The following is a 23826-nucleotide window of genomic DNA, read 5'->3' on the forward strand; positions in this document are numbered from 1 at the left end:
CTGAATGCTTGGTGAACCCGATTGGAGGAAGGGACACCATGTTCAACTGTCTTGCAAAGCAAAGCCCCGTAGCCTGGTCCTCGATGGCCAGCCTGGTGGCCATGCTGTCGCTCAACGTCTTCGCGCTGAGCCAGCAGCTGCACGAGGCCCCGCAGTTCGCTGCACCGGCCGTCATCGTGCAGGGAGCGCTGGCATGAGCGAACCGTTCGACCTCGAACCCGAACGCGAGGAACGGCGCCGCCGTGCCGCTCGCGTCACCAACCGCGCTGAGCGTGCCTCTTCGCGGATCGACAACGAGGTCGCACGCCTTCGCAATGGCAAGAAGGCCGAGGGAGAGGACGCCGTCCGCCCCGAAGGCCGCAAGAACATGGACATTAGCCAGTATGGAGCGCCGTTGATGGGCATCTTTTCCCGCACCCGAGACATTATCGCAGCGAACTTCGCCGACCTGATCGAAAAGGCCGACGATCCGCACAAGATGATCCGCATGATAATCGTCGAGATGGAAGAAACCCTTGTCGAGGTCCGCGCCAGCGCGGCCCGCACCATCGCCGACCAAAAGGAAATGCAGCGCCACCAGCTTCGCCTGGAAAAGCTGCAGTCCGACTGGGGCGAAAAGGCGGAACTCGCCCTTTCGAAGCAGCGCGAGGATCTTGCTCGCGCCGCCCTCGTCGAAAAGCGCAAGGCCGGCGACCTGTCGGCCCAGCTGAAGGCCGAAGTCGAACTGCTCGATGAAAGCCTGCGGACTTACGAGGAGGATATCTCCAAGCTGCAGGGCCGCCTTCGCGAAGCCCGCAGCCGCCAGAGCCAGATCGCGGCCCGCCTTGAAAGCGCGGAAAACCGCTTCAAGCTGCGCTCGCTGCTTTCGACCGAGCGGGTGGACGAGGCGATGGCCCGTTTCGACCAGCTCGAACGCCGCGTCGATTATGCCGAGGGCCGCGCCGAGGCGGTCAGCCTGTCACAGGCCAAGGGCGAGATGAGCCTGGCTGAACAGATCGACGCCCTCAACATCGACGACACCGTCGATGCCGAACTCGAAGACATGAAGCGCGCCCTCAAGGGCGGCGACGCAAAGGAGGACTGATCCGATGGACATCGAATTTATTGCCGTACCAATTCTGTTCATCGCCCTGCCGTGGCTCATCCTTCACTATGTCACCAAGTGGAAGACCGCCCCGAAGCTCACCGACGGCGACGAACAGATGCTGGAGGAACTCTACCAGCTGGCCCGCCGCCTCGATGCCCGGATGGATACCGTCGAACGCCTTGTCGCTGCCGACAGCCCGGAATTCGAAGCCCCGCGCCTGATCGCAGACAGCGCCGAAGACAATGCCACGCTTGCCGAGATCGAGCGCAAGCTCAAGGAAAGGACCGCACGATGAACACGCCCCGCACCCGCTTCTATCGCAACAAGGCGGAAGGCAAGTTCCTGGGCGTGTGTTCGGGTGTTGCCGACTACACCGGCGTCGACGCCCTGTGGATCCGCCTCGGCTTTCTGGTCGCGATGTTCACACTGGGCTGGCCGATCCTGGTCTACTTCGCGATCGGCATGTTCGCCGAGAAGAAGCCTACCGCGCTCTATGCCGACAAGCAGGAAGAGAAATTCTGGCAGGGCGTGCGCCAGTCGCCGGCCCGCTCGGCCCGCGAGGTTCGCAGCCGCTTTCGCGATATCGACCGCCGCCTTGCCCGCGTGGAAGAGCACTACGTCGACAACAACCGCGCGCTTTCGACCCAGATCGAAAACCTGCGCTGATCGACCGAATTTTCGAAAGGGAAATCCAGGATGATAGCTGACCTTGCAGTACTGATCCCGCTGGCCCCGTTCATGCTGGGCGGCCTGTGGATCTGGACCAAGCACAAGCAGAAGGAGCTGCAGATGACGAGCGAGCTTTCGGCAGAGAAAGCGGCTCAATACGCGCAGCACACCTCGCAGCTTGAAGAGCGGGTCCGCGTGCTGGAACGCATCGTTACCGACCGCGGCTATGACCTGGCCCACCAGATCGAGGCGCTGCGCACCGAAGACAGCGATCGCCGCCTCAACGCACCTGTAGAACGCCCGCGCCACGAGGTCTGAGAATGAACGAACTGCTCACCCCCGCCGTCCTTGGCATCGGCATCATCGCGATGAGCGTTGCCTGGATCATCAACACCGCTATCCGCGTGCGCCACGGCTATCCGCTGGAAAACAGCTGGGGCCGGTCGGTCTATCCGAAGAAGGATGCCGAGACCGCCGAACGAATGAAGCTGATGACGCAGGAAAATGCCCAGCTTCGCGCAGAGATCGGTTCGGTGAAGGACCGGCTCGCCAACGTCGAACGCATCGTCACCGACAGCGGATATCACCTGACACAGGAAATCGAACAGCTTCGCCTCTCGGGCGACAAGGAGAAGATGCAGTGAGCTTCTGGAGCGCCATCGTCGTCATCGTGGCCATCGTTGTCATCGGCCAGGCCATCCGTTCCCGGCATAATTCCGCCGCCGGTTTCGGCACCAACGGCGACGGCGACCCCGTGCCGCGCGCCGACACGGGGCGCGAACGCCAACTGGAAAACGAGGTCTCCGAACTGAAAGAACGGATCAAGGTGCTGGAACGGATCGCCTACGACGACCGCAAGCGGCTTGGCCTTGCTGACGAGATCGAAAGCCTGCGCGACTGAGCGCCACCGCAAGGAAGGGGAAAAGGACATGGCCTATGAAACACTGACCATCGCGATCGCCGCCCTTGCCGCCATCGCCATCGTCACCATGGCCGCGCTGCGCGGCTGGCAGGGATACCTTGCCCTGCGCATGCAAGAGATCGGCCGCGCCGACGACCGGCACCGCGATAGCATGGGAGACGGCGTTCCTGCTGCCCGCATCGAACTGGCCGACCTCAAGGAACGCGTCCGCCAGCTTGAGGCCATCGCGGCCGGGGTTGAACTATAAGGCGTCGAACTATGAAGCGTTGATCGATCACGCGCGGCTCGCTAGCGGGTAGGCCATGCGATCGATCGACGACATAGCCGAAGAGTACGAGTTCCTTGAAGGGGACGAACGCTACCGCCTTCTCATCGAACTGGGCCGTGAGCTTGAACCCATGCCCGATGCGCTCAAGACCGAGGCGACACAGGTCAAGGGATGCTCCGCCGCCGTCTGGGTCTATCCCACCCGCGTCGGCGATGGCAGCGAAGAGAAGCTGCACTTCCTGGCCGACAGCAACGCCGCGATCACCAAGGGCATCGTCGCCCTCGTCATTTCCGCAGTACAGGACCGCAGTGCCAGCGAAGTCGCCGAAACCGATATTGCGGCCTGTCTCGATCCCTTCGATCTCAAGAACCAGCTGTCGTCGAACCGGACGCAGGGCGTGCCGAACATGATCGCGCTGATTCGCGAAACGGCGGCCCGGATCGCCTCGGAAAGCTAAGGATTTTCACACTTTTCGCGCTGCATGTGCGAACTGGAACGGCGATTTTGGCAGCCCGCCGCGCCAAAGAGGCACCCGACCTCGCACGCGCAACATAAATGCGCAAAGTGCGGGACTTTGCGCATCATTCGTGCTATAGCCGATTCCGGCGCGCGAGTACCCATACAAGCAAGCCTATTAGACCAGACCCGTCTCCCAAGGGCGGGCCGATGCCAGCATGTCTGCCGAGGGGAGAGCGGCACCATGGAAGACTTCAACAGCCTCCTGCTTAATGAGCAGGTCGAACTGATCCGGGCCCAATGCGCGAAGACGCCTGCGGAACGGATGCAGCATTGCAAGGAAGCGGAAAGCTTCGGAAGGTTGATCGAAAATCACGCCTTTCCGTATCGTTCTGTCGCCAAGGACGGCCATCGGCTGTTCGACGCGCACAGCTACGAAATCTGCTGACAACGCACTGAAGACAGCGGACGCGACCGGAGCCGGAACCAAACCGGCCCGGCGCGTCCATTTTTTCACCTAAGCTTTGAAATCGGGGCTTTGAAATCCGCCCCTTTGAAATTCGGAACCGTCAGGCGCCTTGCGACTTGCGCAGCCGGGCCTTGCCCTCGCGCTTCTGGCGCATCAGGTCCTGCTTCAGCTTGTCCGGGTGGCGGGCGATCACGAAGCCGAAGCTGACCCCGCCCTCCTTGCCGTGCGTTGCATGGTGCAGGTTGTGCGCCTGGACCAGCCGCTTCAGATATCCGCGCCGCGGGACGTAGCGGAACCAGCGCTGATGGACGAGCCCGTCGTGAACCAGCGTGTAGATCACGCCGTAAACCAGGATTCCGACGCCGATCCATGTCGCCGGTTCCCACGCATCCGCGCCCATGACGAGCGGGCTGCCCAGCGCGAACATCGAAATGCTCATCGCCGCGCCGACAAGGGCGTAGAGGTCGTTCTTTTCGAAGAAACCGTCGTGCCGCTGATGATGATCGCGGTGCCAGCCCCAGCCGAAGCCGTGCATGATGTACTTGTGCGAAACCCAAGCGACGATTTCCATCGCCGCGACGCTGGCCAGCACGATCAGGATCTTTTCGGTCAGTCCCATGGCAACCCTGATACTCACCTGCGTCAATGCTTGCAATCGGCGGCTCAGACGCGCAAATGCGCGCTCATCATGACTGAAAAAGCGCGCACTCTCTACGAGAAGATCTGGGACGCCCACGTCGTCGAACGCCGTGATGACGGCACCTGTCTCATCTATATCGACCGTCACCTCGTTCACGAAGTGACCAGCCCTCAGGCCTTCGAGGCGCTACGCGTTTCGGGCCGCAAGGTGCGCCGTCCCGATCTGACGCTGGCCGTGCCCGATCACAACCTGCCGACGACGCCGCGCCGCGATGCTGCGGGCAATCGCGTGCCCATCGCCGATCCGCAAGGCGCGCAGCAGCTTGAGGCGCTGGAACGCAATGCGCCCGAATTCGGCGTTCACCTGATCGGCGACGCCGACCTTGAACAGGGCATCGTCCACGTCGTCGGGCCGGAACAGGGTTTCTCGCTGCCCGGCGCCACCATCGTCTGCGGCGATTCGCACACGGCGGCACACGGCGGGCTTGGCGCGTTGGCCTTCGGCATCGGGACGAGCGAGGTCGAACACGTCCTCGCCACCCAGACGCTGCTGCTCAAACAGTCGAAGACGATGGAAGTCCGCGTCGAGGGCAAGCTGGCCGCAGGCGTCACGCCCAAGGACGTCGTCCTGCACGTCATCGGCGTCATCGGCACGGCCGGCGGTACCGGCCACGTGATCGAATTCTGCGGCTCCACGTTCGAGGACATGAGCGTCGAGGGCCGTATCACCGTGTGCAACATGGCGATCGAAGGCGGCGCGCGCGCAGGCCTCGTCGCGCCGGACGAAAAGACCTTCGCCTATGTGAAAGGCCGCCCGATGTCCCCCACCGGCGACGACTGGGACAAGGCGCTGGCCTGGTGGAAGACGCTTCCCACCGACCCGGGCGCGAAGTTCGACAAGTCGGTCCACATCGACGCCGCCGACATCCAGCCGACCGTTACCTGGGGTACCAGCCCCGAAGACACCGTCGCCATTGGCGGTGTGGTCCCCAACCCGGCCAGCTTTGCCGACCCGTCGAAGCAGAAGGCCGCGCAGGCCAGCCTCGATTACATGGGCCTGACGCCGGGCATGAAGATGTCCGACATCGCGGTCGAGAACGTGTTCATCGGTTCGTGCACCAACAGCCGGATCGAGGATCTTCGCGCCGCCGCCGACGTGCTGCGCGGGCGCAAGAAGGCCGATGGCGTGAAATGGGCCATCGTGGTTCCCGGATCGGGCCTCGTCAAACGACAGGCAGAGGAAGAGGGCCTCGACAAGGTCTTTACCGATGCGGGGCTGGAATGGCGCGAACCGGGCTGTTCGGCCTGTCTCGCCATGAACCCGGACAAAGTGCCCGCAGACGAACGCTGCGCATCGACCAGCAACCGCAACTTCGTGGGCCGGCAGGGTCCGGGAGCGCGCACTCACCTGCTCAGCCCCGCGATGGCGGCGGCAGCGGCGGTAACCGGCCACCTGACCGACGTCCGCGAACTTTGACGGCGGCGGGCGGCCCGATACGCTGACCCGCAAGTCCTCTTTCGCGCCTGTCGTCCGGGACGATACCCGCCTGCTCCTGCTCGGCAGCCTGCCGGGTGAAGCTTCATTGCGGGCGGCACGTTACTATGCCCATCCGCAGAACCGTTTCTGGCACCTGGTCGGCGCGGTCATCGGCGTGGATCTGCCTGCACTGGAATACGAAGACCGGCTGGCCGTCCTGCTCGATCACGGGATCGGATTGTGGGACGTGGTGAAGAGCGGAAAACGCGAGGGGAGCCTCGATGCCGCGCTGCGCGAGGTTGAGGGAAACGCCCTGTACGATCTTGTCGCCGAACTGCCGAATCTTGCCGCAATCGGCTTCAACGGAGGCACGGCGGCGCGCATCGGCAGGCGGCTGATCGGGGCCGAAACGGACCTCGCCCTGCTCGATCTTCCGTCCAGCAGCCCGGCCTTTGCCGCGATGAGCCTTGCGGAAAAGACCGACAAGTGGCTTGCGCTTCGCCCGTTTCTGACCGAGCGCAAGGACAGCAGTTGCGAAACCGGCGCATGATCGGTTCGTGACAGAGGAAACGACAGACAAGGATCTTCTACGTGAGCGACGACAAGAACTGGACCGGAAAGGCCGCCATGGCCGGTGCCGCGATCGGCTCCGCCGCGCTGACCGCCGCGCTTCTCTACGCCTCGCGCCGCAAGGAACGGGCCGAAAAGAAGACGACGACGCCGCCAGTGGATACGCCCGAAACGGACTGAGCGCCGTTTCGCGCCCCGACCGGGTGAGATTCGTGTTGAGGCGGGGGGCCGCTTCATCTAGGCGAAAGTGCATGGAACCGATCCGCGAAATCGAAGGCCGTGCCATTCCCTATGGCGCGAAGAACATCGACACAGACGTCATCATCCCGGCGCACTGGCTGAAGACCATCACGCGCGAAGGCCTTGGCAAGGGCGCGTTCGAGACGGTTCGGCAGGATCCGGACAATATCTTCGATTCCGAACGCTACAAGGGCGCGCCGATCCTAATCGCGGGCGACAACTTTGGCTGCGGGTCCAGCCGCGAACACGCCGCCTGGGCCTTGCTCGACATGGGCGTGAAGGCCGTAATCGCGCCCAGCTTTTCCGATATCTTTTCGGGCAATGCCTTCAAGAACGGCATCCTCACCGTCGTCCTGCCGCAGGACAAGGTGGACCGCCTGCTTGAAGTCGCGGCCGAGGAAGACATCTCGATCGACCTTGAAAACCAGACGGTGACGACCCCGTTCCAGGACCGGTTCGAGTTCGAAGTCGACCCGTTCCGCAAACACTGCCTGATCGAAGGGCTCGACGAAGTCGGCCTGACGATGACTCGCGGCGACGCGATTTCGGCCTATGAGGCGAAGACCGCGTCCGCTCTTCCATTTCTTTCCGGGCCGCGTGCAGCCTGATCTTATCTGCAAGGGAAACTGCCATGACCGATTTCCGTGACCGCGAACGCGCCGAGGAAGCCAAGTTCGCACTCGACGAAGAAACCCTGTTCCGCATCACCGCCCGCCGCAACCGGCTGGTCGGCGAATGGGCCGCGGCCAAGATGGGCCTGAGCGATGCCGAGACGGAGGCCTATCGCAAGGCCGTCGTCCAGGCCGACTTCGAGGAAGCGGGTGACGAGGACGTCATCCGCAAGCTTCTGGGCGACATGACCGCAGCCGGGCTCGACGTCGACGACGCCACGGTCCGCGCCGCGCTCGAAGAAAAGATGGTCGAAGCCCGCCGCCAGTACCTCGGCGAGGTCTGATCGCGTCTCCGCATCGGGCCCGTATCGGGGCTGTAAGAAATACCGACAGTGCGCCCCCGCAAGGGCGCGAAAGGCAAATTCATCATGGCAATGCAGGCCAGTGAGATCGAATCCATGATCCGCGCCGCCCTTCCCGATGCCGAGGTCACGATCACCGATCTTGCCGGCGACGGGGATCACTATGCCGCGCACGTCGTATCGCCCAGTTTTGCCGGAATGACGCGCGTGGCGCAGCACAAGGCCGTGTACGAGGCGCTGGGCGGGCGCATGGGCGGGGAACTCCACGCCTTGCAACTGACCACTTCGGTTCCCAAGTGAACTGCACGAGATTCTTCACGGGAAACTGAATTACATGTCCGACGTAAACGCGCGCATCCAGGATATCGTCACGGCTGACGATGTCGTCCTTTTTATGAAGGGCACCCCCCTCTTTCCGCAGTGCGGCTTTTCCAGCCGCGCGGTCGCGATCCTCGATCATTGCGGTGTCGCCTTCGGTTCGGTCGACGTTCTGCAGGACATGGAAATCCGTCAGGGAATCAAGTCTTTCTCCGACTGGCCGACCATCCCGCAGCTTTACGTTAAGGGCGAATTCGTCGGCGGCAGCGACATCATGATGGAAATGTTCGAGGCAGGCGAACTGCAGCAGCTGATGAACGAAAAGCAGGTCGCGAAGGCGGATTGACCATGGCGCTCCGGCCCGTCCCGTATGCTCGCGGGGCTGTCGGAGACCAATACGACAACCCCGCGTGTTCGGCGTTTCTTTCGGGTGCAACGGAAATTGCGTTTGAACACTCACAAGGCTTGCATGAAGCGTGCCAAGTCGTAAGAAACCGCGGAATTCCGCGGTTTCTTCATTTGGGGCTTCCGCAACGAACCCGCCGACTGTCAAGAATTCCGACATGACTGCAAGCCAGAACCCTTCCCCCGGCATCCCGGCCGCGACCCTGATCGCCTTTCGCAACGGCGTCAGCGGTCCGGAAATCCTGATGGTGCGCCGCTCGCAAGAGCTGGTCTTCGCCGGGGGCGCGGCGGTGTTTCCCGGTGGCCGGGTCGATCCGGCCGATCACGAGCTTGCCGCCGACATGCCCGGCGATGCCGAATGGAACGCCGCCCGCGTCGCCGCCGTGCGCGAGACGCTGGAAGAAGCGGGCCTGCTTGTCGGAGTCGATGGTCAGGTGAGCGCGGCCCAGGCGGTCGAGGCCCGCGCCAGGCTCTGTTCGGGCATGCCGCTGGCCGAAATTCTCGCGGGGCTTGGCCTGGCGATCGTGGCGGAAAGGCTCGTCCCCTTTGCGCGCTGGTTGCCGCCGATGAAAATCAAGCGCCGGTTCGACACGCATTTCCTTATCGCCGACCTCGGCACCGGGGCGGTCGACTTGTCCGCAGACGGATCGGAGACGACGGAGCATTTCTGGATCACGCCGCAGGCCATGCTGCAACGCGCGGACACGGGCGAGGAAGAACTGATGTTCCCGACGCGCATGAACCTGTTGCGGATCGCGCATCTGGGCAGTTTCGAAAATGCGCGCGAGCAGGCTCTGGCCATTCCTCCGCGTTCGGTCAGCCCGGTCGTGATCGAGCAGAATGGCACGCGCTACCTCTCCGTGCCGGACGGTCACGGTTACCCGCCCTATGCCCAGCCGCTGGATACCATGCGCCGGGAATAGGCAAAAAAAGGCGCGGGAGCATATTGCCCCCGCGCCGTTCGGAGTTTCGCGACCCTCTCCCTCAAGCGGGCCGCGTCATGTTCTTTTCTAACCGTTCAGCCGGCGCGGCCGAGACGGTGGAGAAGGTTGGCATACCGGTTCGCCTCTGCCGGGTCCTCGCAGGTCCGGGCGTAGTGGGCGACCGCGGTCTTCAGCATCGGGAAGTCCGCGTTGCTGAAGATTGCACGGGGACGCTGTTCGGGGCGGGTCGTTTCTTCGGTGCTCATGTCATTTGCTCCTTCGATCTGCCGCCCTTCGAGCGGCCTTTCAGTTCTGCACTCTCATCTGGTTTCCGGTTTGCCGTGCCTTAGGCCGCGGCAAACTGGTTCATCGTGTTGTCCTTGCCGCCGGCCTTGAGGGCCGCTTCGCCGGCAAAGTATTCCTTGTGGTCGTCCCCGATGTCGGAGCCGGCCATGTTCTGGTGCTTCACGCAGGCGATACCCTGGCGGATTTCTTCGCGCTGGACGTTGAGGACGTAGCCGAGCATGCCCTCTTCGCCGAAGTAACGCTTGGCCAGGTTGTCCGTGCTCAGCGCCGCCGTGTGGTACGTGGGCAGCGTGATCAGGTGGTGGAAGATACCGGCCTGTGCCGCCGCGTCCTTCTGGAAGGTGCGGATGCGCTCGTCGGCCTCGGCAGCCAGTTCGGTGCCGTCGTAATCCACGCTCATCAACTTTGCCCGGTCGAATGCCGACACGTCCTTTCCTGCCGCTTCCCAGGCGTCATAGACCTGCTGGCGGAAGTTCAGCGTCCAGTTGAAGCTGGGCGAGTTGTTGTAGACCAGCTTGGCATTCGGAATGACTTCGCGGATGCGGTTCACCATTCCACCGATCTGGCCGATGTGCGGCTTTTCGGTTTCGATCCACAGCAGGTCGGCACCGGCCTGAAGCGACGTGATGCCGTCCAGGACGCAGCGGTCCTCACCCGTTCCCGAACGGAACTGGTACAGGTTCGAAGGCAGGCGCTTGGGACGGAGCAGCTTGCCGTCGCGGCTGATCAGCACGTCGCCGTTGCCAAGGTTCGATGCATCGACCTCTTCGCAATCGAGGTACGAGTTGTACTGGTCGCCCAGGTCGCCCGGCTCCTTGGTGAACGCGATCTGCTTCGTCAGGCCAGCGCCCAGCGAGTCGGTGCGAGCGACGATGATGCCGTCATCCACGCCGAGTTCGAGGAAGGCATAGCGGATCGCACGGATCTTCTGGTGGAAGTCCTCATGCGGAACGGTAACCTTGCCGTCCTGGTGGCCGCACTGCTTTTCGTCCGAAACCTGGTTCTCGATCTGCAGGGCGCAGGCACCGGCTTCGATCATCTGCTTGGCCAGCAGGTAGGTCGCTTCCGGGTTGCCGAAACCGGCGTCGATGTCCGCGATGATCGGAACGACGTGCGTTTCGTAATTGTCGATCGCCTGCTCGATGCGCTTCGCCTCGATCTCGTCACCACGCTCACGCGCTGCATCAAGGTCGCGGAACATCATGCCCAGTTCGCGGGCGTCGGCCTGCTTGAGGAACGTGTAAAGCTCCTCGATCAGGGCCGGAACCGTGGTCTTTTCGTGCATCGACTGGTCGGGCAGCGGGCCGAACTCGCTGCGCAGGGCGGCAACCATCCAGCCCGACAGGTAGAGGTACTTCTGACGGGTCGTGCCGAAGTGCTTCTTGATGGAGATCATCTTCTGCTGACCGATGAACCCGTGCCAGCAGCCGAGCGACTGGGTGTAGTTCGCCGGGTCCGCGTCATAGGCCGCCATGTCCTGGCGCATGATCTTCGCGGTGTACTTCGCGATGTCGAGGCCAGTGTTGAAGCGGTTCTGCAGCTTCATGCGAGCCGCGCTTTCGGCGTCGATGGCGTTCCACGGCGCGCCGTTGCCCTCGATCGTGTCCTTCAGGGACGCGATGGTCTGCTGGTAGGTCATTGTTCAAGCCCTCACGATTCGAAAATGATTAAATCCGATGGCCTGCTTATGATGCGAAATTGTGCGCTGCGGAACGGCCTGCGGTGTCATCATGTCAAACTTTACAAAAATCGGCTGTAATGTTGTAATGTCCTTCACTCGATCGGTGTAGGGAGTGTGGGATTCGATGGTTCGCAAGGCGCTTTTCATGGGACCGCGGCTGAAACGCGTGCGGCGCGACCTTGGCCTGACTCAGGCCAACATGGCCGCCGATCTCGACATTTCGCCCAGCTATGTCGCGTTGATGGAGCGTAACCAGCGCCCCGTGACGGCCGACCTGCTGCTGAAATTGGCAACCACGTACAAGATCGACATCGCCAGCCTTGCCGACGACGGGGGCGAGGATCTGGCCAAGCGTCTGCAGGCAACGTTAAAGCAGCCGATCTTCGATGACATCGACCTGCCCGCGCTGGACAGTGCGGACATCGCCACCAGCTATCCCGGATTTGCAGAGGCATTGCTGCGCCTGCACACCGCCTTTACCGAAGAACAGATGGCCCATGCCCAGCGGCGCGAGATGGCCAGCGGCGAAGGCGCGCCCACCGCGTCCAGCGATCCGGTGGGCGAAGCACGCGCTTTCCTGGCCGCGCGGCGCAACTGTTTTCCGGCGCTCGACGATCACGCCGCCGAAGTCGCGCAGGAAATGGCCGCCGCCCAATCGCGCGAGGAATCGGTTTCGACCGACGCCCTCATTGCCCGGCTGTCCCGCAAGCACGGCCAGAAGGTGCGATTTTCCGATCCCGAACTGATCCTTGGTTCGCTGCGCTGGCACGACCGGCACCGCGAACAGGTCCTGATCTCCAATCTTCTCGACAATCCGGGCCGCCGGTTCCAGCTGGCCCTGCAGATCGCTCTTCTGGAAGCGCGGCAGGTGATCCAGACACAAGTGATAGAGGGCCGCTTTTCGGGAGAGAACGCCCGCCGCCTCGCGCAGCGGGCGTTGAGCGGGTACTGGGCCGCAGCGCTGCTGATGCCGTACCGCCCCTTCCTGCGCGCCGCGCGCCAGACGCGCCACGACATAGAGGCGCTGTCCCGCCGCTTTGCCGCCAGCTTCGAACAGATCGCCCACCGCCTGACCACGATGGGCCGGCCCGGAGAAGAAGGCGTTCCCTTCTTCTTCCTGCGCGTCGACCGGGCGGGCAACGTCTCCAAACGGCTGGACGGCGCGGGGTTCCCTTTCGCGCGGACCGGCGGGTCATGCCCCTTGTGGAACGTGCACGCCGTGTTCGAAACGCCGGGCCGCATCCGTCCGCAATGGCTGGAACTGCCGGAAGGGGAGAAGTTCTTTTCCATCTCCCGGTCGGTCGAAGCCGGGGGCGGATCGTGGGACGCCCCGCGCGCCACTCGCGCGGTCGCGCTGGCCTGCACCGCCGACCATGCCGGGCACGTGATCTATTCCGATGGCCTGGATGCAGACGACACGACGCCGATCGGGGTCGCCTGCCGGTTGTGCCACCGTCCGCACTGCATCGCCCGGTCCGCCCCGCCCATCGGGCGCGAGCTGCGGCCCGACGACAATCGCGATACCGGCGTGCCTTTCGCCTTTGCGGGCGACTAGGCCGGGCCCTCGCCTTCGACCTGCGCGATCGTTTCCTTGCGGCGGCGGAACAGCTTGCCCCGTTCGGAATAGAGGATGAGCAGCACGCCGAGCAGCGACAGCCCGAACAGCGCCGCGCCCAACGGACGGGCCGTCCCATCGTAGGCCGCGCCCACGATCGCACCCAGCGCCGCGCCGCCGCCGACGCGAATCGTCGTCTGCAGCGAAGAGGCAGAGCCCGCGAAATGCTTGAACGGTTGCAGCGCGATCGAGCTGAAATTGCCGCCCAGGAATCCGATGAGGCCGAGGTTCACCGTCATCAGCGGCGCGAAAAGCCAGAAGTTGTCCGGCGCGGCCCACGCGACGACAAGCTGGGCAAGGCCGGTGACGACGAAGACCAGCAGTGCCGTATGACTGACCCGCCGCGCGCCGAACCGTTCGACGATGCGCGAATTGACGAAGTTCGCCAGCGCCATGAACACCGCCATCGCGCCAAAGACATAGGCGAACCGCTGACCCAGCCCGAAGTGTTCACCCACCAGCTGTTCGGCGCAGTTGATGTAGCCATAGAGCCCCGCGAACACGAGCATCGCCCCGAAGATGTAGCCGAAAGCATCGCGGTTGGTGATGACCAGCCGGAAATTGTGCATCAGCCGCCCGAACTTGAGCGACTGACGCTCATCGGCGGCAAGCGTTTCGGGCAGGCGGAACAGCACCCACAGGAACATCGTCACGCCGGTCACGAACATCATGCCGAAAATCGCACGCCAGCCCGCGAACAACAGGATCATCTGCCCGATCGTCGGAGCAAGCACCGGCACGATCATGAAGACCACCGCGATCATCGACACGACCCGCGCCATGGCGTCGCCTTCGAACCGGTCGCGCACGATGGCATTGGCAACGACGCTGCCGGCCGACGCGACCATTCCATTGGCAAAGCGAAAGACCAGCATGGTGTTGAAATCGGTGATGATCATGCACCCGAAATCGAACAGGCAATATGTCCCGATACCGCCCAGCAGCACCGGCTTCCGCCCGAAGCGGTCGGCAAGAAAACCGAAGATCAGCGCCCCGACGCCCATGCCGATCAGGTACGTGCCGACGACCAGCTGACGATCGTTCGGGTCCTGTACGTTCAGTTCGGCGGCGATGTCGGACAGGGCGGGCAACATGGCATCGATGCCCAGCGCCTGCAGCGCCATCACGAAGGCGAGCATGACCGTGAATTCGGTTCGGCTCAATTTATCGGGTGGCGTCGGCAGTCGGAACATCGGCAGCCTCATGCGCCCGATAGGTCATTGCCGCAATGGCAAATCGGGCCGCGCGATTGTCGCAATCGGTACTTGTTCGCCTGACAAGTGGCCGGGCCTTGCGCTATGGAACGTCGCCGTGAGCGAGACGATCCGGGAAGACGACGACGACGAGGAAGGCGAGGCCGAAGGGCTGCGCAAGATCATCCACGTCGACATGGACGCCTTCTTCGCCAGCGTCGAACAGCGCGACGAGCCTTCGCTGCGCGGCAAGCCGGTTGCCGTCGGCGGATCGTCGGGGCGCGGCGTTGTGGCCGCGGCCAGTTACGAGGCGCGCAAGTTCGGCGTGCGTTCGGCCATGCCGTCGGTGACGGCAAAACGGCTTTGTCCCGACCTCATTTTCCGCAAGTCGCGTTTCGACGTCTATCGCGAGGTATCGGGCCAGATCCGCGCGATCTTTCATGACTATACCCCGCTGGTCGAACCGCTTTCGCTGGACGAGGCGTACCTGGACGTGACCGAGGACTTGCGCGGACTGGGTTCGGCCACGCGCATCGCGCAGGAAATCCGCCGCCGCATCCGGGAGGAAACCGCCCTCACCGCCAGTGCCGGGGTCAGCTACAACAAGTTCCTCGCCAAGCTGGCCAGCGACCAGAACAAGCCCGATGGCCTGTGCGTCATCCGCCCCGGTGACGGCGCGGCTTTCGTTGCAACGCTGCCGGTCAAACGCTTTCACGGGGTCGGCCCCAAGGGCGCGGAAAAGATGGCGCGGCTGGGCATAGAAACCGGCGCCGATCTCGCGACGAAGGACCTTGCCTTCCTCCGCGCCAATTTCGGCAGCTTTGCAGACTATCTCTACCGCGCGGCGCGCGGGATCGACTTGCGACAGGTCCGCGCCAGCCGCAATCGCAAGTCGGTGGGCGGCGAACGTACGTTCCACGAGGACCTGTCGAGCCCGGCCGAACTGCGCGAGGCGATGGACCGGATCATCGACATCGTGTGGGAACGGATCGAACGCGCCCAGGCGACGGGCCGCACCGTCACGATGAAGCTCAAGTACAACGACTTCACGATCCAGAGCCGCGCCGCCACTTTGCCGCGCATCGTCGCGGACAAGGCAGAGTTCGGCCGGATCGGTCATGCGCTCCTGTCCGAAATGCTGCCCTTGCCCCGCCCGATCCGGTTGATGGGGCTGACTTTGTCCAAGCTGGACGGAGCCAACTCCTCTCGCCGGGGGGAAAGCGCGCAGCTGGACCTGTTCTGACACCCTTGCAGGTTGGGATTCGATCACCAGATCACCCCCTTCACAAGGCAACAGGAATCGAAACAGCCATGACCGAGCGCGACGCACACGAAAAGATCGTCCCCCTGATCGTGGAGCGTTGGTCCCCGCGTTCCTTCGACGAGACGGCCCTGCCGCTGGAAGACCTCAAAGTCATCGTCGAGGCGGCCGGATGGGCCCCGTCCGCATTCAATGCACAGCCGTGGAGCTTCCTTTACGCCCTTCACGGTGACGAGAACTGGGCGAGGTTTCTCGACCTGCTGGTCCCGTTCAACCAGGGCTGGGCCGACGCGGCGGGCGCGCTGCTGTTCATCGTGTCCGATCGCGGAACCACGAAAAGCAAGGACGGATCGCCTTCGCACAGCCACAGTTTCGACGCGGGCGCGGCCTGGGCGAACCTTGCCCTTCAGGCGACGGCCATGGGCTATCACGCCCATGGCATGACCGGCATCGAATTCGGCAAGGCGGAAAAGGCGCTTGCCATCCCCGATACCCACCGGCTGGAAGCGGCCGTGGCCATCGGCCGCCGCGCCGATCCGCAGCGCCTGCCTGAAGACCTGCGCGAAAAGGAACAGCCTTCAGGTCGCAAGCCGGTCGACGCCATTCTTCAGCCGGGCAGCTTTTCACCCGGCTGAAAGGCCGGCCGCGTTGCATCGATGCCGCATGGGGCAGATAAATTCGCGAAACCTGATGAAATCTGAAGACTTAGCCCTGTCCCAAAACCGGAAATCCGGTAAAGTCCATTTCGATCGAAACTAGTTTCTGCACGGTCAAACGCAATCGGGGGGCTGCGTGCAGGCGAAGATCGGGTGGGAATTACTCTGGCCAAAAGGCTCGCATCGGTACGTTCGGCGGCTCTTCTGCTTGGCGCGGCATCGCTGCCTCTTGGTGGCTGCACGTCACTGCTTGGCGCCAGTGTGGCCGAACCGGCAGTCGCCGTGCCCGATACATGGTCGATGCCGGTTGCCCCGGTCACGGTCGATCTTGCCGAATACTGGACCTTGCTGGACGATCCGCTCGTCACCGAATTCGTCGCCGCGGCGATAGAGAATAACCGCGACCTTGCCGCCGCCGCTGCGCGCGTGCGTGTCGCCCGTGCGGGAGTGAAGTCCAGCCGCGCGGGCTATTTCCCGCAAATCGGCGCCAATGCCGGGGTTCAGCGCGACATCGGCGACTTTGCCAGTGACGACTACACCTTTTCCGTCGGCGCAGATGCGCGCTGGGAAGCGGACCTGTTCGGTTCCATCGGTTTCGACGTCGCGGCCAGCAAGGCGGACCTGCTGGCAGCGGGTTATTCGCTGGCGGACCTGCAGCGGCTGATCGTCGGGCAAGTCGCGCAGACGACGATTTCGGCGCGCGCGCTGGCGCTGCAACTGGCAATCGCGCGCGAGACGCTGTCGATTCAGGACGAAAACCTGCAGATCGCGCGCTGGCGGCTAGAGGCGGGGCTGGTTTCCAGCCTCGATGTCGAACAGGCCCGGACTCAGCGCGCGCAAACCGCCGCGTCGATCCCCGCGCTGGAACGCGACCTGGCGGCGGCGGCCAACACCATTTCCACGCTGATCGGCGAAGCGCCCGGACCCGTACTGGACCGTTTCGAGGGGTCGGAGACGATACCCGTACCGCCTGAACTGCTCGGCTATGCCATGCCGGCAGAAGTGCTGCGCAACCGGCCCGACGTGCGGCAGGCCGAGGCGACCCTGATTTCCGACACCGCGCGTATCGGTCTTGCCCGTTCGCAGCTTTTCCCGATGCTGTCGCTGACGGGCAATATCGGCACCGCCGCGATCCGCACGGGCGACCTGTTCGACATCATCACCGGCGGGCTTTTCGCCGGGATCAGCCAGCTGATCTTCGACGGGGGACGCACCGCCGCGCAGATAGAGGCTTCGCGCGCGCGTGCCGCAGCGTCGCTGGCCGGGTGGGAGCAGGCGATACTCCTCGCGCTCGAAGACGTGGAAAGCGCAAACGTCGCCCTGCGCGCCGCGCGCCAGCGGGTCGGCCTGTTCGAAGAGGCGCTCGACGCGGCCAGCAACGCCGCGCTGCTGGCCCGCAGCCAGTACCAGGCGGGGCTGATCGATTTCGAAACGCTGCTGCTGGCCGAAAACCAGTTGCTGTCCGCACGCAACGCGCTGGCCGCAAGCGAGGCGGAACGCGCCAATGCCTTCGTCCGCCTGACACAGGCGCTGGGCGGCGGGTGGACCGACGGCACAGTCGCGCCAGCACCAGACAATTCCGAATATCCCGAAAGGATCGAGCCATGAGCGATGCCGACGACGGGCAAGGGCCCGAAGGTATCGACGATTTCCTCGGCACGAAGCCGAAGCCGCGTTGGCGCAAGTACATGCGCTACTGGCTGCCCGCGCTCGTCCTGATAATCCTCGTCCTGCTTATCGCGCGGTGCACCGGCGGCGATGACAAGCCGAAGTACATTACCGAACCCGTGCAACAACGCTCGCTCGACCTGACCGTCACTGCCACGGGCAACTTGCGCCCGACCAACCAGGTGCAGGTCGGCTCGGAAGTGTCGGGCCGGATCGACCAGATCTACGTCGACGTGAACGACCGCGTGACGCGCGGACAGACGCTGGCCGTGATCAACACCGATATCATCGACGACCAGATCACCCAGGCCCGTGCCAATATCAACGCCGCCAGCGCACAAGTCGCACAGGCGCGCGCGACACTGGACGTGGACGAGGCCCAGCTTGCCCGCCTGCGCAGCGTCTACGAGGCGTCGGGCGGCAAAGTGCCGTCGAAGACCGAGCTGGAACAGGCCACCGCCGCGGTAAAGCGCGACCGCGCCGCCGTCGCCTCGGCAGAGGCGAACGTGAAGGCGCAGGAGGCGCAGCTGTCATCCGCGCTGACCAACCGGGGCCGCGCGATCATCAGTTCGCCGGTTTCGGGTGTCGTGCTGGCGCGCCAAGTGGAACCGGGACAGACCGTTGCGGCCAGCTTCAACACGCCGACCCTGTTCGTGATCGCCGAAGACTTGTCGCAGATGCAGCTGCGCGTCGATATCGACGAGGCCGACGTCGGCCAGGTCGAAGCCGGGCAGGACGCCACTTTCACCGTCGATGCCTATCCCGGCCGCAAGTTTCCCGCAGAGGTCGAGCGCGTGAACCGCGCGTCGAGCAATATCGCGACCGCCAACACCAACGGCGCGTCTTCCGCTGCATCATCCAACCAGGTCGTCAGTTACGAAGCGCGCCTTGCCGTGGCCAACCCCGAAGGGCTGCTGCGCCCCGGCATGACGGCCACCGCGACAATCGCGACGCAAAACACCGGCAAGCGCCTGCTCGTCCCCAACAGCGCGCTTCGTTTCAAGCCCGAGAATGTCGGCAAGGACGAAGGCGGTGGCGTGCTCAACCCCGAAATTGGGCTGGAGCAGAACGAACAGCAGGCCACGATCGGCATCGGCAGCCGCCAGAGAGTCTATGTCCTGAAGGATGACGGCACGCTGGACCCGATCGACGTCGTGACGGGACAGAGCGACGGGCGCCTGACGGTCGTGACCTCGGAAAACCTGAAAGCCGGCATGAAAGTCGTCACCGGCGTCGGTGCGAAGACGCGCTGATGGGCACGTCGCCCGAAACCCGGCCGCTGATCGAACTGGAGGGTATCACCAAGACCTTCGGTGAGGGGCCGGCCGCGTTCCAGGCGCTGAAGGGCGTGGACATGGCGATCGAGAGCGGCGATTTCGTCGCGGTCATGGGCCCGTCGGGTTCGGGCAAGTCGACGACGATGAACATCCTTGGCTGTCTCGACGTGCCGACCAGCGGCGTGTTCCGCTTTCACGGGATCGAGGTGCAGTCGCTGGACCGGGACCAGCGTTCACTCCTGCGGCGGCGCTATCTCGGCTTCGTGTTCCAGGGTTTCAACCTGCTCGCCCGCACCAGCGCGCTGGAAAATGTCGAACTGCCCCTGCTCTACCGCGGCGAGAACAAGGCCGCGCGGCGCGAAGCGGCAATGCGCGCACTCGATCAGGTCGGGCTTGCGCCATGGGCTTCGCACTCGCCCGCCGAACTGTCGGGCGGTCAGCAGCAGCGCGTGGCCATCGCCCGTGCGCTGGTAACCGAACCCGACGTGCTGCTGGCGGACGAGCCGACGGGCAATCTCGACACCGAACGATCGCTGGAAATCATGGAACTGCTCACTCGCCTGAACGGTGAAGGCATTACCATCCTGATGGTGACGCACGAGGAAGAGATGGCGCAGTACGCGCGTACCATCGTCCATTTCCGCGATGGGCTGGTCGAGCGTATCGAACGCGGCAAGACCCGCGTGGCGGAGCAGGCCTGATGTTCGGGATGTTCGGCGCGACCCTGTTGCTCGCCTTCCGCGAAATCCGGCGCCACCTGCTGCGCTCGTTCCTGACGACGCTGGGCATCATCATCGGCGTCGCCGCGGTCATCACCATGGTTACGCTGGGCAATGGCGTCACCGCTTCGATCCGGGACCAGATCAGCTCGCTCGGCTCCAACGTGTTCATCGTCTTTCCGCTGCGCGGCGACCGTGAAGTGATCCGCCCCTTCAAAGAAGACGACGTGGAGGCCGTGGCCAAGCAGATCGCGGGCGCGGAGGAAGTGGCGGGCAGCGTCTCCGCGTCCACCACCGCGTTTCACAACGGTGCGGACTGGACCACCAGCGTTCAGGGCGTGAACAACGCGTTCCTGCGCGCGCAATCGATCGATGTCGAAGTCGGCCGCCCCTTCACACGCGAAGAGGAAAGCGCGGGCAAGAACGTGTGCCTGTTGGGTCCGAAAGTGCGCGATGCGATTTTCGTGCCCGATACCAGCCCACTGGGCGAGGAAATGCGGCTTGGCGGGGTATCGTGCACCGTGATCGGCGTTCTGGCCGAACGCGGTCAGGGCGGCGGGCCGAACCAGGACCAGGACAACACGGTGATGATGCCGCTGAAAACGGTGCAGCGCCGTTTCACCGGCAGCGACGACCTGCAGTACTTCGTAATCAAGTACGACAGCGCGTATGCCAGCAGCGCGATCCAGGATTCACTGATCGACCTGCTGCGCGAACGCCGCCTGTTGCAGGAAGGGGCGGACAACGATTTCAACATCATCGACACGGCGCAAGTGAACCAGGCCCTTGGCGCGGCGACCGGCGCGCTGACCGCCATGGTCGCCGTGATCGCGGGGATCAGCCTTCTGGTCGGCGGTATCGGGATCATGAACATCATGCTGGTATCCGTCACCGAACGAACGCGGGAGATCGGCATTCGCCTTGCCATCGGGGCACTTGCGCGCGAAGTGCGGCTCCAGTTCCTGACCGAGGCTGTCGTGCTGTGCAGTCTGGGCGGTCTTGCCGGGATCGCGCTGGCCTTTGTGCTGTCTTGGTCGCTGGCATCGGTGATCGACGTGCCGTTCATCTTCAGCCCGGCGATCAACCTGCTCAGCTTCCTGTTCTCGGCCGTGATGGGGATCGTCTTCGGCTATTACCCGGCCGCCCGGGCCTCGCGGCTCGACCCGATCGACGCACTACGCCACGAATAGCGCGCGCAGCGACCGGGTTTTTCGCCCGAGGAAACGGTTTCCGTCTCTATCAGGCGAGACCCCGGATCGACTTACGCCGCGCCAGCCGACGTTTCCGGATGGCGGCGAGCCCAGTTGTGGGTCGAGGTCAAGGCAGAGCCCTGCGAGGTTGCCCAGATCGCTGCCTGGGTCCTGTTGCCGACTTTGATCTTCCTGAGGATCGCTTTCACATGGACCTTGATCGTCGCTTCGCTGACATCGAGCTTACGCGCGATCAGCTTGTTCGACAGGCCCGCCATCAGGCAGCAGAGCACGTCAGTTTCGCGGTTGGAGAGATTTGCGCGGCTCAGCGATTCCTCGGACGCATCATGCCCTTCAAACGCAGGCAACTGGTTCTCGAACTCCTCAAGAATCGAGGGCGGGACGATCTTCTGACCGGCGGCGATCAACTTCAAGGACGCCAGAAGTCCGGCGCAATCGAGGTCCTTGATGATGTACCCGTGTGCGCCTTTGCGAAAACAGTTCAGCATCGCGCCGACTTCGAGTGCGTTCGCCAGAACGACGGGCCGCACGTGCGGATTGTCCGTGGCGATGCTGTCGAGAATTTCATCGAGCTTGTCGTGATCGGGAACGTCGATAATGACGAGACCGATATCGTTGGACGTCGGCCACGATGCGGCTTCGAAATCGCCAGAGGCTTCGACCGAACTGAAGTCTTCTGCGGAAAGTATTCGAACCAACCCTTCGCGAGCGATCGCGTTTTGGCAAATCAACTTGACGGAACTGCCCATGTCTAACCCCCATCTTGATGGGCACAGCATTGGTGAGCGCCGCGGCACCAACTAAGGCACCGCTAGCCAAAATTCCCCGACTCACCTAAATTTGTGCGACTGCGATAGAGTGGCAGAATTAAAGGTAAAAAAAAGGTGAATTTCTGTTAACAATTGTTACGTATAAATTTGTGTGCCATTATGGGACAGAAATTCCGGGTCAGAAAAACGACTCAGCCACCATGATCGTGTCGCCAGGACCGATCTGGAGGACGCTTTCCTCAAGCTCGACACGCTTCGGAGCGTCCCATGACGATCTTTGCAGAACGACGTAGTTCTTGGCTGCACGGGGCGTATAACCTCCGGCTTTTGCAATGGCCTGAAATAAGGTCATGTCGGTCGAGTAGGAGTATTCCCCCGGCTTCTGGACTTCGCCAAGAACATAGACCGGACGAAATGCCAGCGTCTCGACGTTGACCTTGGGATCGAGGACATAGCCGCCCTCGCTCAATCGCGTACTGATGATCGTTCCGAGCGAGCTTGGCGTCTGTCCGGCTGCGTCGACGACCCCGATCAGGGGTAGAGCCAGCTTGCCGTCCGGCCCGATCACGAACTCGCCGGTAAGGCTGGGTTCGTTGAAGACACCGACCTTGACCGTCTCACCCGCGGCAAGCGCATACCCACGTTCGACCGCGTTGTTCGCCGACATGGCGGACACACTGCCATAATTGCTGGATGCGCAGCCGGAGAGCCCGATTGCAGATATCAGCCCGAGCACCAGGGCCGGACGGATGCGCGCAGCAGGCCGCGCGCTCGTGTTCTTTGCATGGATCGCCATTTCACAGCTCCTCGTAATCGATAGGGCGCGCTGGCATCATGTCCACACGCGCCGAAATTGCGTGGAATTGTAGAGCGCGCCTTTACGGGGAACCAAGGGATCAGAAAGATTAGCCCCTGCGGGTAGGTCCACTAGACCCAATGCCCGTTTGCCTAACAGCCTCTGCCCGCCTGACAATATCGTCATCGCCAAGTGACCGTGCTTCTCCAGATCACGGCCCTTGCAGTCACGAACAATGTCGGGTCCACATCTTGCTAGCTACTAACAACGATCACGGAAAGCGCCCCGACCTGGTTTGGCCGGACAGCGCAGTGAATCGGCCGTGCCTCGGCAGGTCGGCTGGAAAAGGCGATGACCGCAAAGGGGGCGATACGCTCCCGGCGCCCGTCCCGCTCCCGGTAGTGAGATCGGACCAGACCGCAGGGAATCGCGCGAAAGAGCCGGAAACCCTGGTCCTCGCCGCGCCGCACGCCCTGATCACACGCTGCATAGACCTCGTCGGGGCGATCCTGCTCCTCGTGTTCCTGCTGCCGGTCATGGTTCTGATCACGATCGCGATCCGCATCTTCAATCCCGGTCCCGCACTTTACCGGCAAAAAAGGATCGGGCGCGGCGGCTCGGAATTCGAATGCTTCAAATTCCGCTCCATGCGCTGCGACAGCGCCGAAGTGCTCAGGATTCTGCTGGATACCGACCCTCTGGCCGCTGCCGAATGGGCGCTTCACCAGAAGTTGGCGAATGACCCCCGGGTCACGCCCCTCGGCGCCTTTTTACGCGCCACGAGCCTTGATGAATTACCGCAGCTTTTGAACGTGATACGCGGGGAAATGAGCCTGGTCGGCCCCCGGCCGATCGTGCGCGACGAGGTTCCGCGCTACGGCCGTTTCATCTCTCATTATCACGCGGTGAAGCCGGGTCTCACCGGGCTTTGGCAGGTAACCGGCAGAAGCGGCACGACATATCGCAGGCGCGTCGCGACCGATCGCTATTACGCCTGTTCGCGGAGTGTGGGGATGGATTTGAGAATACTGGCAGCGACCGTTCCGGCCGTTCTTTTGCGCAAGGGAGCGGTTTGATGAAGCGTTACAGAAGCCAGAAAAGCAGCGCCCATGCCGCGATGGCGACGGGGGCTGCGAACAGCAGTCCGCGCCCGAACGAACGCAGCGGCCGCGCGCGCCTAGCCAAGATGCCCTCTGCAGATTTCGGTGTGCCAGACCACAAGGCGAGTTCCATCGTGCCCCTCCATCTACCTCTTTT

32 protein-coding genes are annotated in these 23826 nt (G+C 63.3%); 25 read left to right on the forward strand and 7 right to left on the reverse strand.

The features are described from left to right. Positions 1-38 precede the first annotated feature (38 nt). Genes FAX90_RS16665 through FAX90_RS16090 form a run of 9 tightly spaced genes read left to right on the forward strand, consistent with a single transcriptional unit; the run spans position 39 to position 3403 of the window. Positions 39-197 (forward strand): hypothetical protein, encoded by a 159-nt coding sequence (locus FAX90_RS16665; protein WP_170235016.1) that lies wholly within the window; start codon positions 39-41, stop codon positions 195-197. Further along, entirely contained in the window at positions 194-1084 is an 891-nt protein-coding gene (gene pspA, locus FAX90_RS16055) for a phage shock protein PspA (protein WP_170235017.1), read from the forward strand. Before FAX90_RS16665 ends, pspA begins: the two co-directional genes overlap by 4 nt. A 4-nt stretch (positions 1085-1088) precedes the next feature. Further along, a complete protein-coding gene (gene pspB / locus FAX90_RS16060) occupies positions 1089-1382 on the forward strand; it encodes an envelope stress response membrane protein PspB (RefSeq protein ID WP_144098490.1) in 294 nt (97 codons plus the stop codon). Then, positions 1379-1753, forward strand: coding sequence for an envelope stress response membrane protein PspC (pspC, locus tag FAX90_RS16065; protein WP_144098492.1), 375 nt, complete (start codon positions 1379-1381; stop codon positions 1751-1753). Before pspB ends, pspC begins: the two co-directional genes overlap by 4 nt. A 30-nt stretch (positions 1754-1783) precedes the next feature. Continuing rightward, the gene (locus FAX90_RS16070; RefSeq protein ID WP_144098494.1) at positions 1784-2074 is read left to right on the forward strand and encodes a hypothetical protein; all 291 of its coding nucleotides are present in this window, start codon (positions 1784-1786) and stop codon (positions 2072-2074) included. Positions 2075-2076: 2 nt separating this feature from the next. Beyond that, positions 2077-2400, forward strand: coding sequence for a hypothetical protein (locus FAX90_RS16075; protein ID WP_144098496.1), 324 nt, complete (start codon positions 2077-2079; stop codon positions 2398-2400). After that, a complete protein-coding gene (locus FAX90_RS16080; RefSeq protein ID WP_144098498.1) occupies positions 2397-2657 on the forward strand; it encodes a hypothetical protein in 261 nt (86 codons plus the stop codon). Before FAX90_RS16075 ends, FAX90_RS16080 begins: the two co-directional genes overlap by 4 nt. A 28-nt stretch (positions 2658-2685) precedes the next feature. Then, on the forward strand, positions 2686-2925 hold the full coding sequence (locus FAX90_RS16085) for a hypothetical protein (RefSeq protein WP_144098500.1): 240 nt from the start codon (positions 2686-2688) through the stop codon (positions 2923-2925). A 55-nt stretch (positions 2926-2980) separates the two neighbouring features. Beyond that, positions 2981-3403: a SufE family protein gene (locus FAX90_RS16090; RefSeq protein ID WP_144098502.1), complete on the forward strand. Its 423-nt coding sequence runs from the start codon at positions 2981-2983 to the stop codon at positions 3401-3403. A gap of 177 nt (positions 3404-3580) precedes the next feature. On the opposite strand, the gene FAX90_RS16725 is transcribed toward FAX90_RS16090, so the two are convergent. After that, positions 3581-3919, reverse strand: a complete 339-nt coding sequence (locus FAX90_RS16725) for a hypothetical protein (RefSeq protein WP_205700716.1) — start codon at positions 3917-3919, stop codon at positions 3581-3583. A 52-nt stretch (positions 3920-3971) separates the two neighbouring features. Continuing rightward, positions 3972-4490 carry a sterol desaturase family protein gene (locus FAX90_RS16100; protein WP_144098506.1) on the reverse strand — a complete coding sequence of 173 codons (519 nt, stop codon included), beginning with the start codon at positions 4488-4490 and terminating at the stop codon, positions 3972-3974. Between the two features lie 69 nt (positions 4491-4559). Here FAX90_RS16100 and leuC point away from each other — a divergent pair, with 69 nt between their 5' ends. The 8 genes from leuC to FAX90_RS16140 all read left to right on the forward strand — a co-directional run bounded on the left by leuC (position 4560) and on the right by FAX90_RS16140 (position 9416). Then, a complete protein-coding gene (leuC, locus tag FAX90_RS16105) occupies positions 4560-5987 on the forward strand; it encodes a 3-isopropylmalate dehydratase large subunit (RefSeq protein WP_144098508.1) in 1428 nt (475 codons plus the stop codon). A 22-nt stretch (positions 5988-6009) separates the two neighbouring features. Further along, the gene (locus FAX90_RS16110) at positions 6010-6537 is read left to right on the forward strand and encodes a DNA-deoxyinosine glycosylase (protein ID WP_144098510.1); all 528 of its coding nucleotides are present in this window, start codon (positions 6010-6012) and stop codon (positions 6535-6537) included. Positions 6538-6578: 41 nt separating this feature from the next. Then, complete coding sequence (locus tag FAX90_RS16115) at positions 6579-6737, forward strand: hypothetical protein (protein WP_240704951.1); 159 nt, start codon at positions 6579-6581, stop codon at positions 6735-6737. Between the two features lie 71 nt (positions 6738-6808). Continuing rightward, a complete protein-coding gene (gene leuD, locus FAX90_RS16120) occupies positions 6809-7405 on the forward strand; it encodes a 3-isopropylmalate dehydratase small subunit (RefSeq protein ID WP_144098512.1) in 597 nt (198 codons plus the stop codon). Positions 7406-7428: 23 nt separating this feature from the next. Further along, on the forward strand, positions 7429-7752 hold the full coding sequence (locus FAX90_RS16125) for a DUF1476 domain-containing protein (RefSeq protein WP_144098514.1): 324 nt from the start codon (positions 7429-7431) through the stop codon (positions 7750-7752). An 84-nt stretch (positions 7753-7836) separates the two neighbouring features. Next, complete coding sequence (locus tag FAX90_RS16130) at positions 7837-8070, forward strand: BolA family protein (protein ID WP_066761407.1); 234 nt, start codon at positions 7837-7839, stop codon at positions 8068-8070. Between the two features lie 34 nt (positions 8071-8104). After that, positions 8105-8434: a Grx4 family monothiol glutaredoxin gene (gene grxD / locus FAX90_RS16135; protein ID WP_144098516.1), complete on the forward strand. Its 330-nt coding sequence runs from the start codon at positions 8105-8107 to the stop codon at positions 8432-8434. Between the two features lie 217 nt (positions 8435-8651). Beyond that, the gene (locus FAX90_RS16140) at positions 8652-9416 is read left to right on the forward strand and encodes an NUDIX hydrolase (RefSeq protein ID WP_144098518.1); all 765 of its coding nucleotides are present in this window, start codon (positions 8652-8654) and stop codon (positions 9414-9416) included. A gap of 95 nt (positions 9417-9511) precedes the next feature. On the opposite strand, the gene FAX90_RS16670 is transcribed toward FAX90_RS16140, so the two are convergent. Both FAX90_RS16670 and FAX90_RS16145 read right to left on the reverse strand, forming a co-directional pair. After that, positions 9512-9682, reverse strand: coding sequence for a hypothetical protein (locus FAX90_RS16670; RefSeq protein WP_170235018.1), 171 nt, complete (start codon positions 9680-9682; stop codon positions 9512-9514). Between the two features lie 80 nt (positions 9683-9762). Then, positions 9763-11361, reverse strand: coding sequence for an isocitrate lyase (locus FAX90_RS16145; RefSeq protein WP_144098520.1), 1599 nt, complete (start codon positions 11359-11361; stop codon positions 9763-9765). Positions 11362-11527: 166 nt separating this feature from the next. On the opposite strand from FAX90_RS16145, the gene FAX90_RS16150 reads away from it, so the two are divergent. Continuing rightward, the gene (locus tag FAX90_RS16150) at positions 11528-12958 is read left to right on the forward strand and encodes a helix-turn-helix domain-containing protein (RefSeq protein ID WP_144098522.1); all 1431 of its coding nucleotides are present in this window, start codon (positions 11528-11530) and stop codon (positions 12956-12958) included. Here FAX90_RS16150 and FAX90_RS16155 read toward each other — a convergent pair. Then, positions 12955-14181, reverse strand: coding sequence for a multidrug effflux MFS transporter (locus tag FAX90_RS16155; RefSeq protein ID WP_240704952.1), 1227 nt, complete (start codon positions 14179-14181; stop codon positions 12955-12957). The two genes, FAX90_RS16150 and FAX90_RS16155, sit on opposite strands and share 4 nt — an antisense overlap. Before the next feature lie 148 nt (positions 14182-14329). Here FAX90_RS16155 and dinB point away from each other — a divergent pair, with 148 nt between their 5' ends. The 6 genes from dinB to FAX90_RS16185 all read left to right on the forward strand — a co-directional run bounded on the left by dinB (position 14330) and on the right by FAX90_RS16185 (position 20982). Then, positions 14330-15454, forward strand: coding sequence for a DNA polymerase IV (dinB, locus tag FAX90_RS16160; RefSeq protein WP_240704953.1), 1125 nt, complete (start codon positions 14330-14332; stop codon positions 15452-15454). A gap of 68 nt (positions 15455-15522) precedes the next feature. Then, on the forward strand, positions 15523-16107 hold the full coding sequence (locus FAX90_RS16165; protein ID WP_144098528.1) for a nitroreductase family protein: 585 nt from the start codon (positions 15523-15525) through the stop codon (positions 16105-16107). Between the two features lie 282 nt (positions 16108-16389). Continuing rightward, positions 16390-17736 (forward strand): efflux transporter outer membrane subunit, encoded by a 1347-nt coding sequence (locus FAX90_RS16170; RefSeq protein WP_240704954.1) that lies wholly within the window; start codon positions 16390-16392, stop codon positions 17734-17736. Continuing rightward, on the forward strand, positions 17733-19049 hold the full coding sequence (locus FAX90_RS16175) for an efflux RND transporter periplasmic adaptor subunit (RefSeq protein WP_144098532.1): 1317 nt from the start codon (positions 17733-17735) through the stop codon (positions 19047-19049). The genes FAX90_RS16170 and FAX90_RS16175 overlap by 4 nt, the downstream gene beginning before the upstream one ends. After that, on the forward strand, positions 19049-19774 hold the full coding sequence (locus FAX90_RS16180; protein WP_144098534.1) for an ABC transporter ATP-binding protein: 726 nt from the start codon (positions 19049-19051) through the stop codon (positions 19772-19774). Before FAX90_RS16175 ends, FAX90_RS16180 begins: the two co-directional genes overlap by 1 nt. An 8-nt stretch (positions 19775-19782) precedes the next feature. Then, positions 19783-20982: an ABC transporter permease gene (locus FAX90_RS16185; protein ID WP_144098578.1), complete on the forward strand. Its 1200-nt coding sequence runs from the start codon at positions 19783-19785 to the stop codon at positions 20980-20982. Between the two features lie 71 nt (positions 20983-21053). Here FAX90_RS16185 and FAX90_RS16190 read toward each other — a convergent pair whose 3' ends face one another. Then, positions 21054-21800 carry a LuxR C-terminal-related transcriptional regulator gene (locus tag FAX90_RS16190; RefSeq protein WP_240704957.1) on the reverse strand — a complete coding sequence of 249 codons (747 nt, stop codon included), beginning with the start codon at positions 21798-21800 and terminating at the stop codon, positions 21054-21056. 151 nt (positions 21801-21951) lie between these two features. Further along, the gene (locus FAX90_RS16195) at positions 21952-22569 is read right to left on the reverse strand and encodes a polysaccharide biosynthesis/export family protein (protein ID WP_144098538.1); all 618 of its coding nucleotides are present in this window, start codon (positions 22567-22569) and stop codon (positions 21952-21954) included. 401 nt (positions 22570-22970) lie between these two features. Here FAX90_RS16195 and FAX90_RS16850 point away from each other — a divergent pair, with 401 nt between their 5' ends. Beyond that, positions 22971-23645: a sugar transferase gene (locus tag FAX90_RS16850; protein ID WP_338080305.1), complete on the forward strand. Its 675-nt coding sequence runs from the start codon at positions 22971-22973 to the stop codon at positions 23643-23645. Positions 23646-23826 lie beyond the last annotated feature (181 nt).

Source organism: Croceicoccus sediminis, from assembly GCF_007570835.1.
GTDB classification, from domain to species: Bacteria; Pseudomonadota; Alphaproteobacteria; order Sphingomonadales; family Sphingomonadaceae; genus Croceicoccus; species Croceicoccus sediminis.

Excerpts from the sequence above, each read along its gene's own strand:
- pspA (WP_170235017.1), top strand. The coding sequence starts at position 194 with ATGAGCGAACCGTTCGACCTCGAACCCGAACGCGAGGAACGGCGCCGC.
- FAX90_RS16665 (WP_170235016.1), top strand. The coding sequence starts at position 39 with ATGTTCAACTGTCTTGCAAAGCAAAGCCCCGTAGCCTGGTCCTCGATG.
- FAX90_RS16150 (WP_144098522.1), top strand. The coding sequence starts at position 11,528 with ATGGTTCGCAAGGCGCTTTTCATGGGACCGCGGCTGAAACGCGTGCGG.
- FAX90_RS16130 (WP_066761407.1), top strand. The coding sequence starts at position 7,837 with ATGGCAATGCAGGCCAGTGAGATCGAATCCATGATCCGCGCCGCCCTT.
- FAX90_RS16140 (WP_144098518.1), top strand. The coding sequence starts at position 8,652 with ATGACTGCAAGCCAGAACCCTTCCCCCGGCATCCCGGCCGCGACCCTG.
- FAX90_RS16090 (WP_144098502.1), top strand. The coding sequence starts at position 2,981 with ATGCGATCGATCGACGACATAGCCGAAGAGTACGAGTTCCTTGAAGGG.
- FAX90_RS16070 (WP_144098494.1), top strand. The coding sequence starts at position 1,784 with ATGATAGCTGACCTTGCAGTACTGATCCCGCTGGCCCCGTTCATGCTG.
- FAX90_RS16185 (WP_144098578.1), top strand. The coding sequence starts at position 19,783 with ATGTTCGGCGCGACCCTGTTGCTCGCCTTCCGCGAAATCCGGCGCCAC.
- FAX90_RS16100 (WP_144098506.1), bottom strand. The coding sequence starts at position 4,490 with ATGGGACTGACCGAAAAGATCCTGATCGTGCTGGCCAGCGTCGCGGCG.
- FAX90_RS16165 (WP_144098528.1), top strand. The coding sequence starts at position 15,523 with ATGACCGAGCGCGACGCACACGAAAAGATCGTCCCCCTGATCGTGGAG.
- FAX90_RS16125 (WP_144098514.1), top strand. The coding sequence starts at position 7,429 with ATGACCGATTTCCGTGACCGCGAACGCGCCGAGGAAGCCAAGTTCGCA.
- pspB (WP_144098490.1), top strand. The coding sequence starts at position 1,089 with ATGGACATCGAATTTATTGCCGTACCAATTCTGTTCATCGCCCTGCCG.
- FAX90_RS16670 (WP_170235018.1), bottom strand. The coding sequence starts at position 9,682 with ATGAGCACCGAAGAAACGACCCGCCCCGAACAGCGTCCCCGTGCAATC.
- leuD (WP_144098512.1), top strand. The coding sequence starts at position 6,809 with ATGGAACCGATCCGCGAAATCGAAGGCCGTGCCATTCCCTATGGCGCG.
- pspC (WP_144098492.1), top strand. The coding sequence starts at position 1,379 with ATGAACACGCCCCGCACCCGCTTCTATCGCAACAAGGCGGAAGGCAAG.
- FAX90_RS16145 (WP_144098520.1), bottom strand. The coding sequence starts at position 11,361 with ATGACCTACCAGCAGACCATCGCGTCCCTGAAGGACACGATCGAGGGC.
- FAX90_RS16175 (WP_144098532.1), top strand. The coding sequence starts at position 17,733 with ATGAGCGATGCCGACGACGGGCAAGGGCCCGAAGGTATCGACGATTTC.
- grxD (WP_144098516.1), top strand. The coding sequence starts at position 8,105 with ATGTCCGACGTAAACGCGCGCATCCAGGATATCGTCACGGCTGACGAT.
- FAX90_RS16195 (WP_144098538.1), bottom strand. The coding sequence starts at position 22,569 with ATGGCGATCCATGCAAAGAACACGAGCGCGCGGCCTGCTGCGCGCATC.
- FAX90_RS16180 (WP_144098534.1), top strand. The coding sequence starts at position 19,049 with ATGGGCACGTCGCCCGAAACCCGGCCGCTGATCGAACTGGAGGGTATC.
- leuC (WP_144098508.1), top strand. The coding sequence starts at position 4,560 with ATGACTGAAAAAGCGCGCACTCTCTACGAGAAGATCTGGGACGCCCAC.
- FAX90_RS16085 (WP_144098500.1), top strand. The coding sequence starts at position 2,686 with ATGGCCTATGAAACACTGACCATCGCGATCGCCGCCCTTGCCGCCATC.
- FAX90_RS16075 (WP_144098496.1), top strand. The coding sequence starts at position 2,077 with ATGAACGAACTGCTCACCCCCGCCGTCCTTGGCATCGGCATCATCGCG.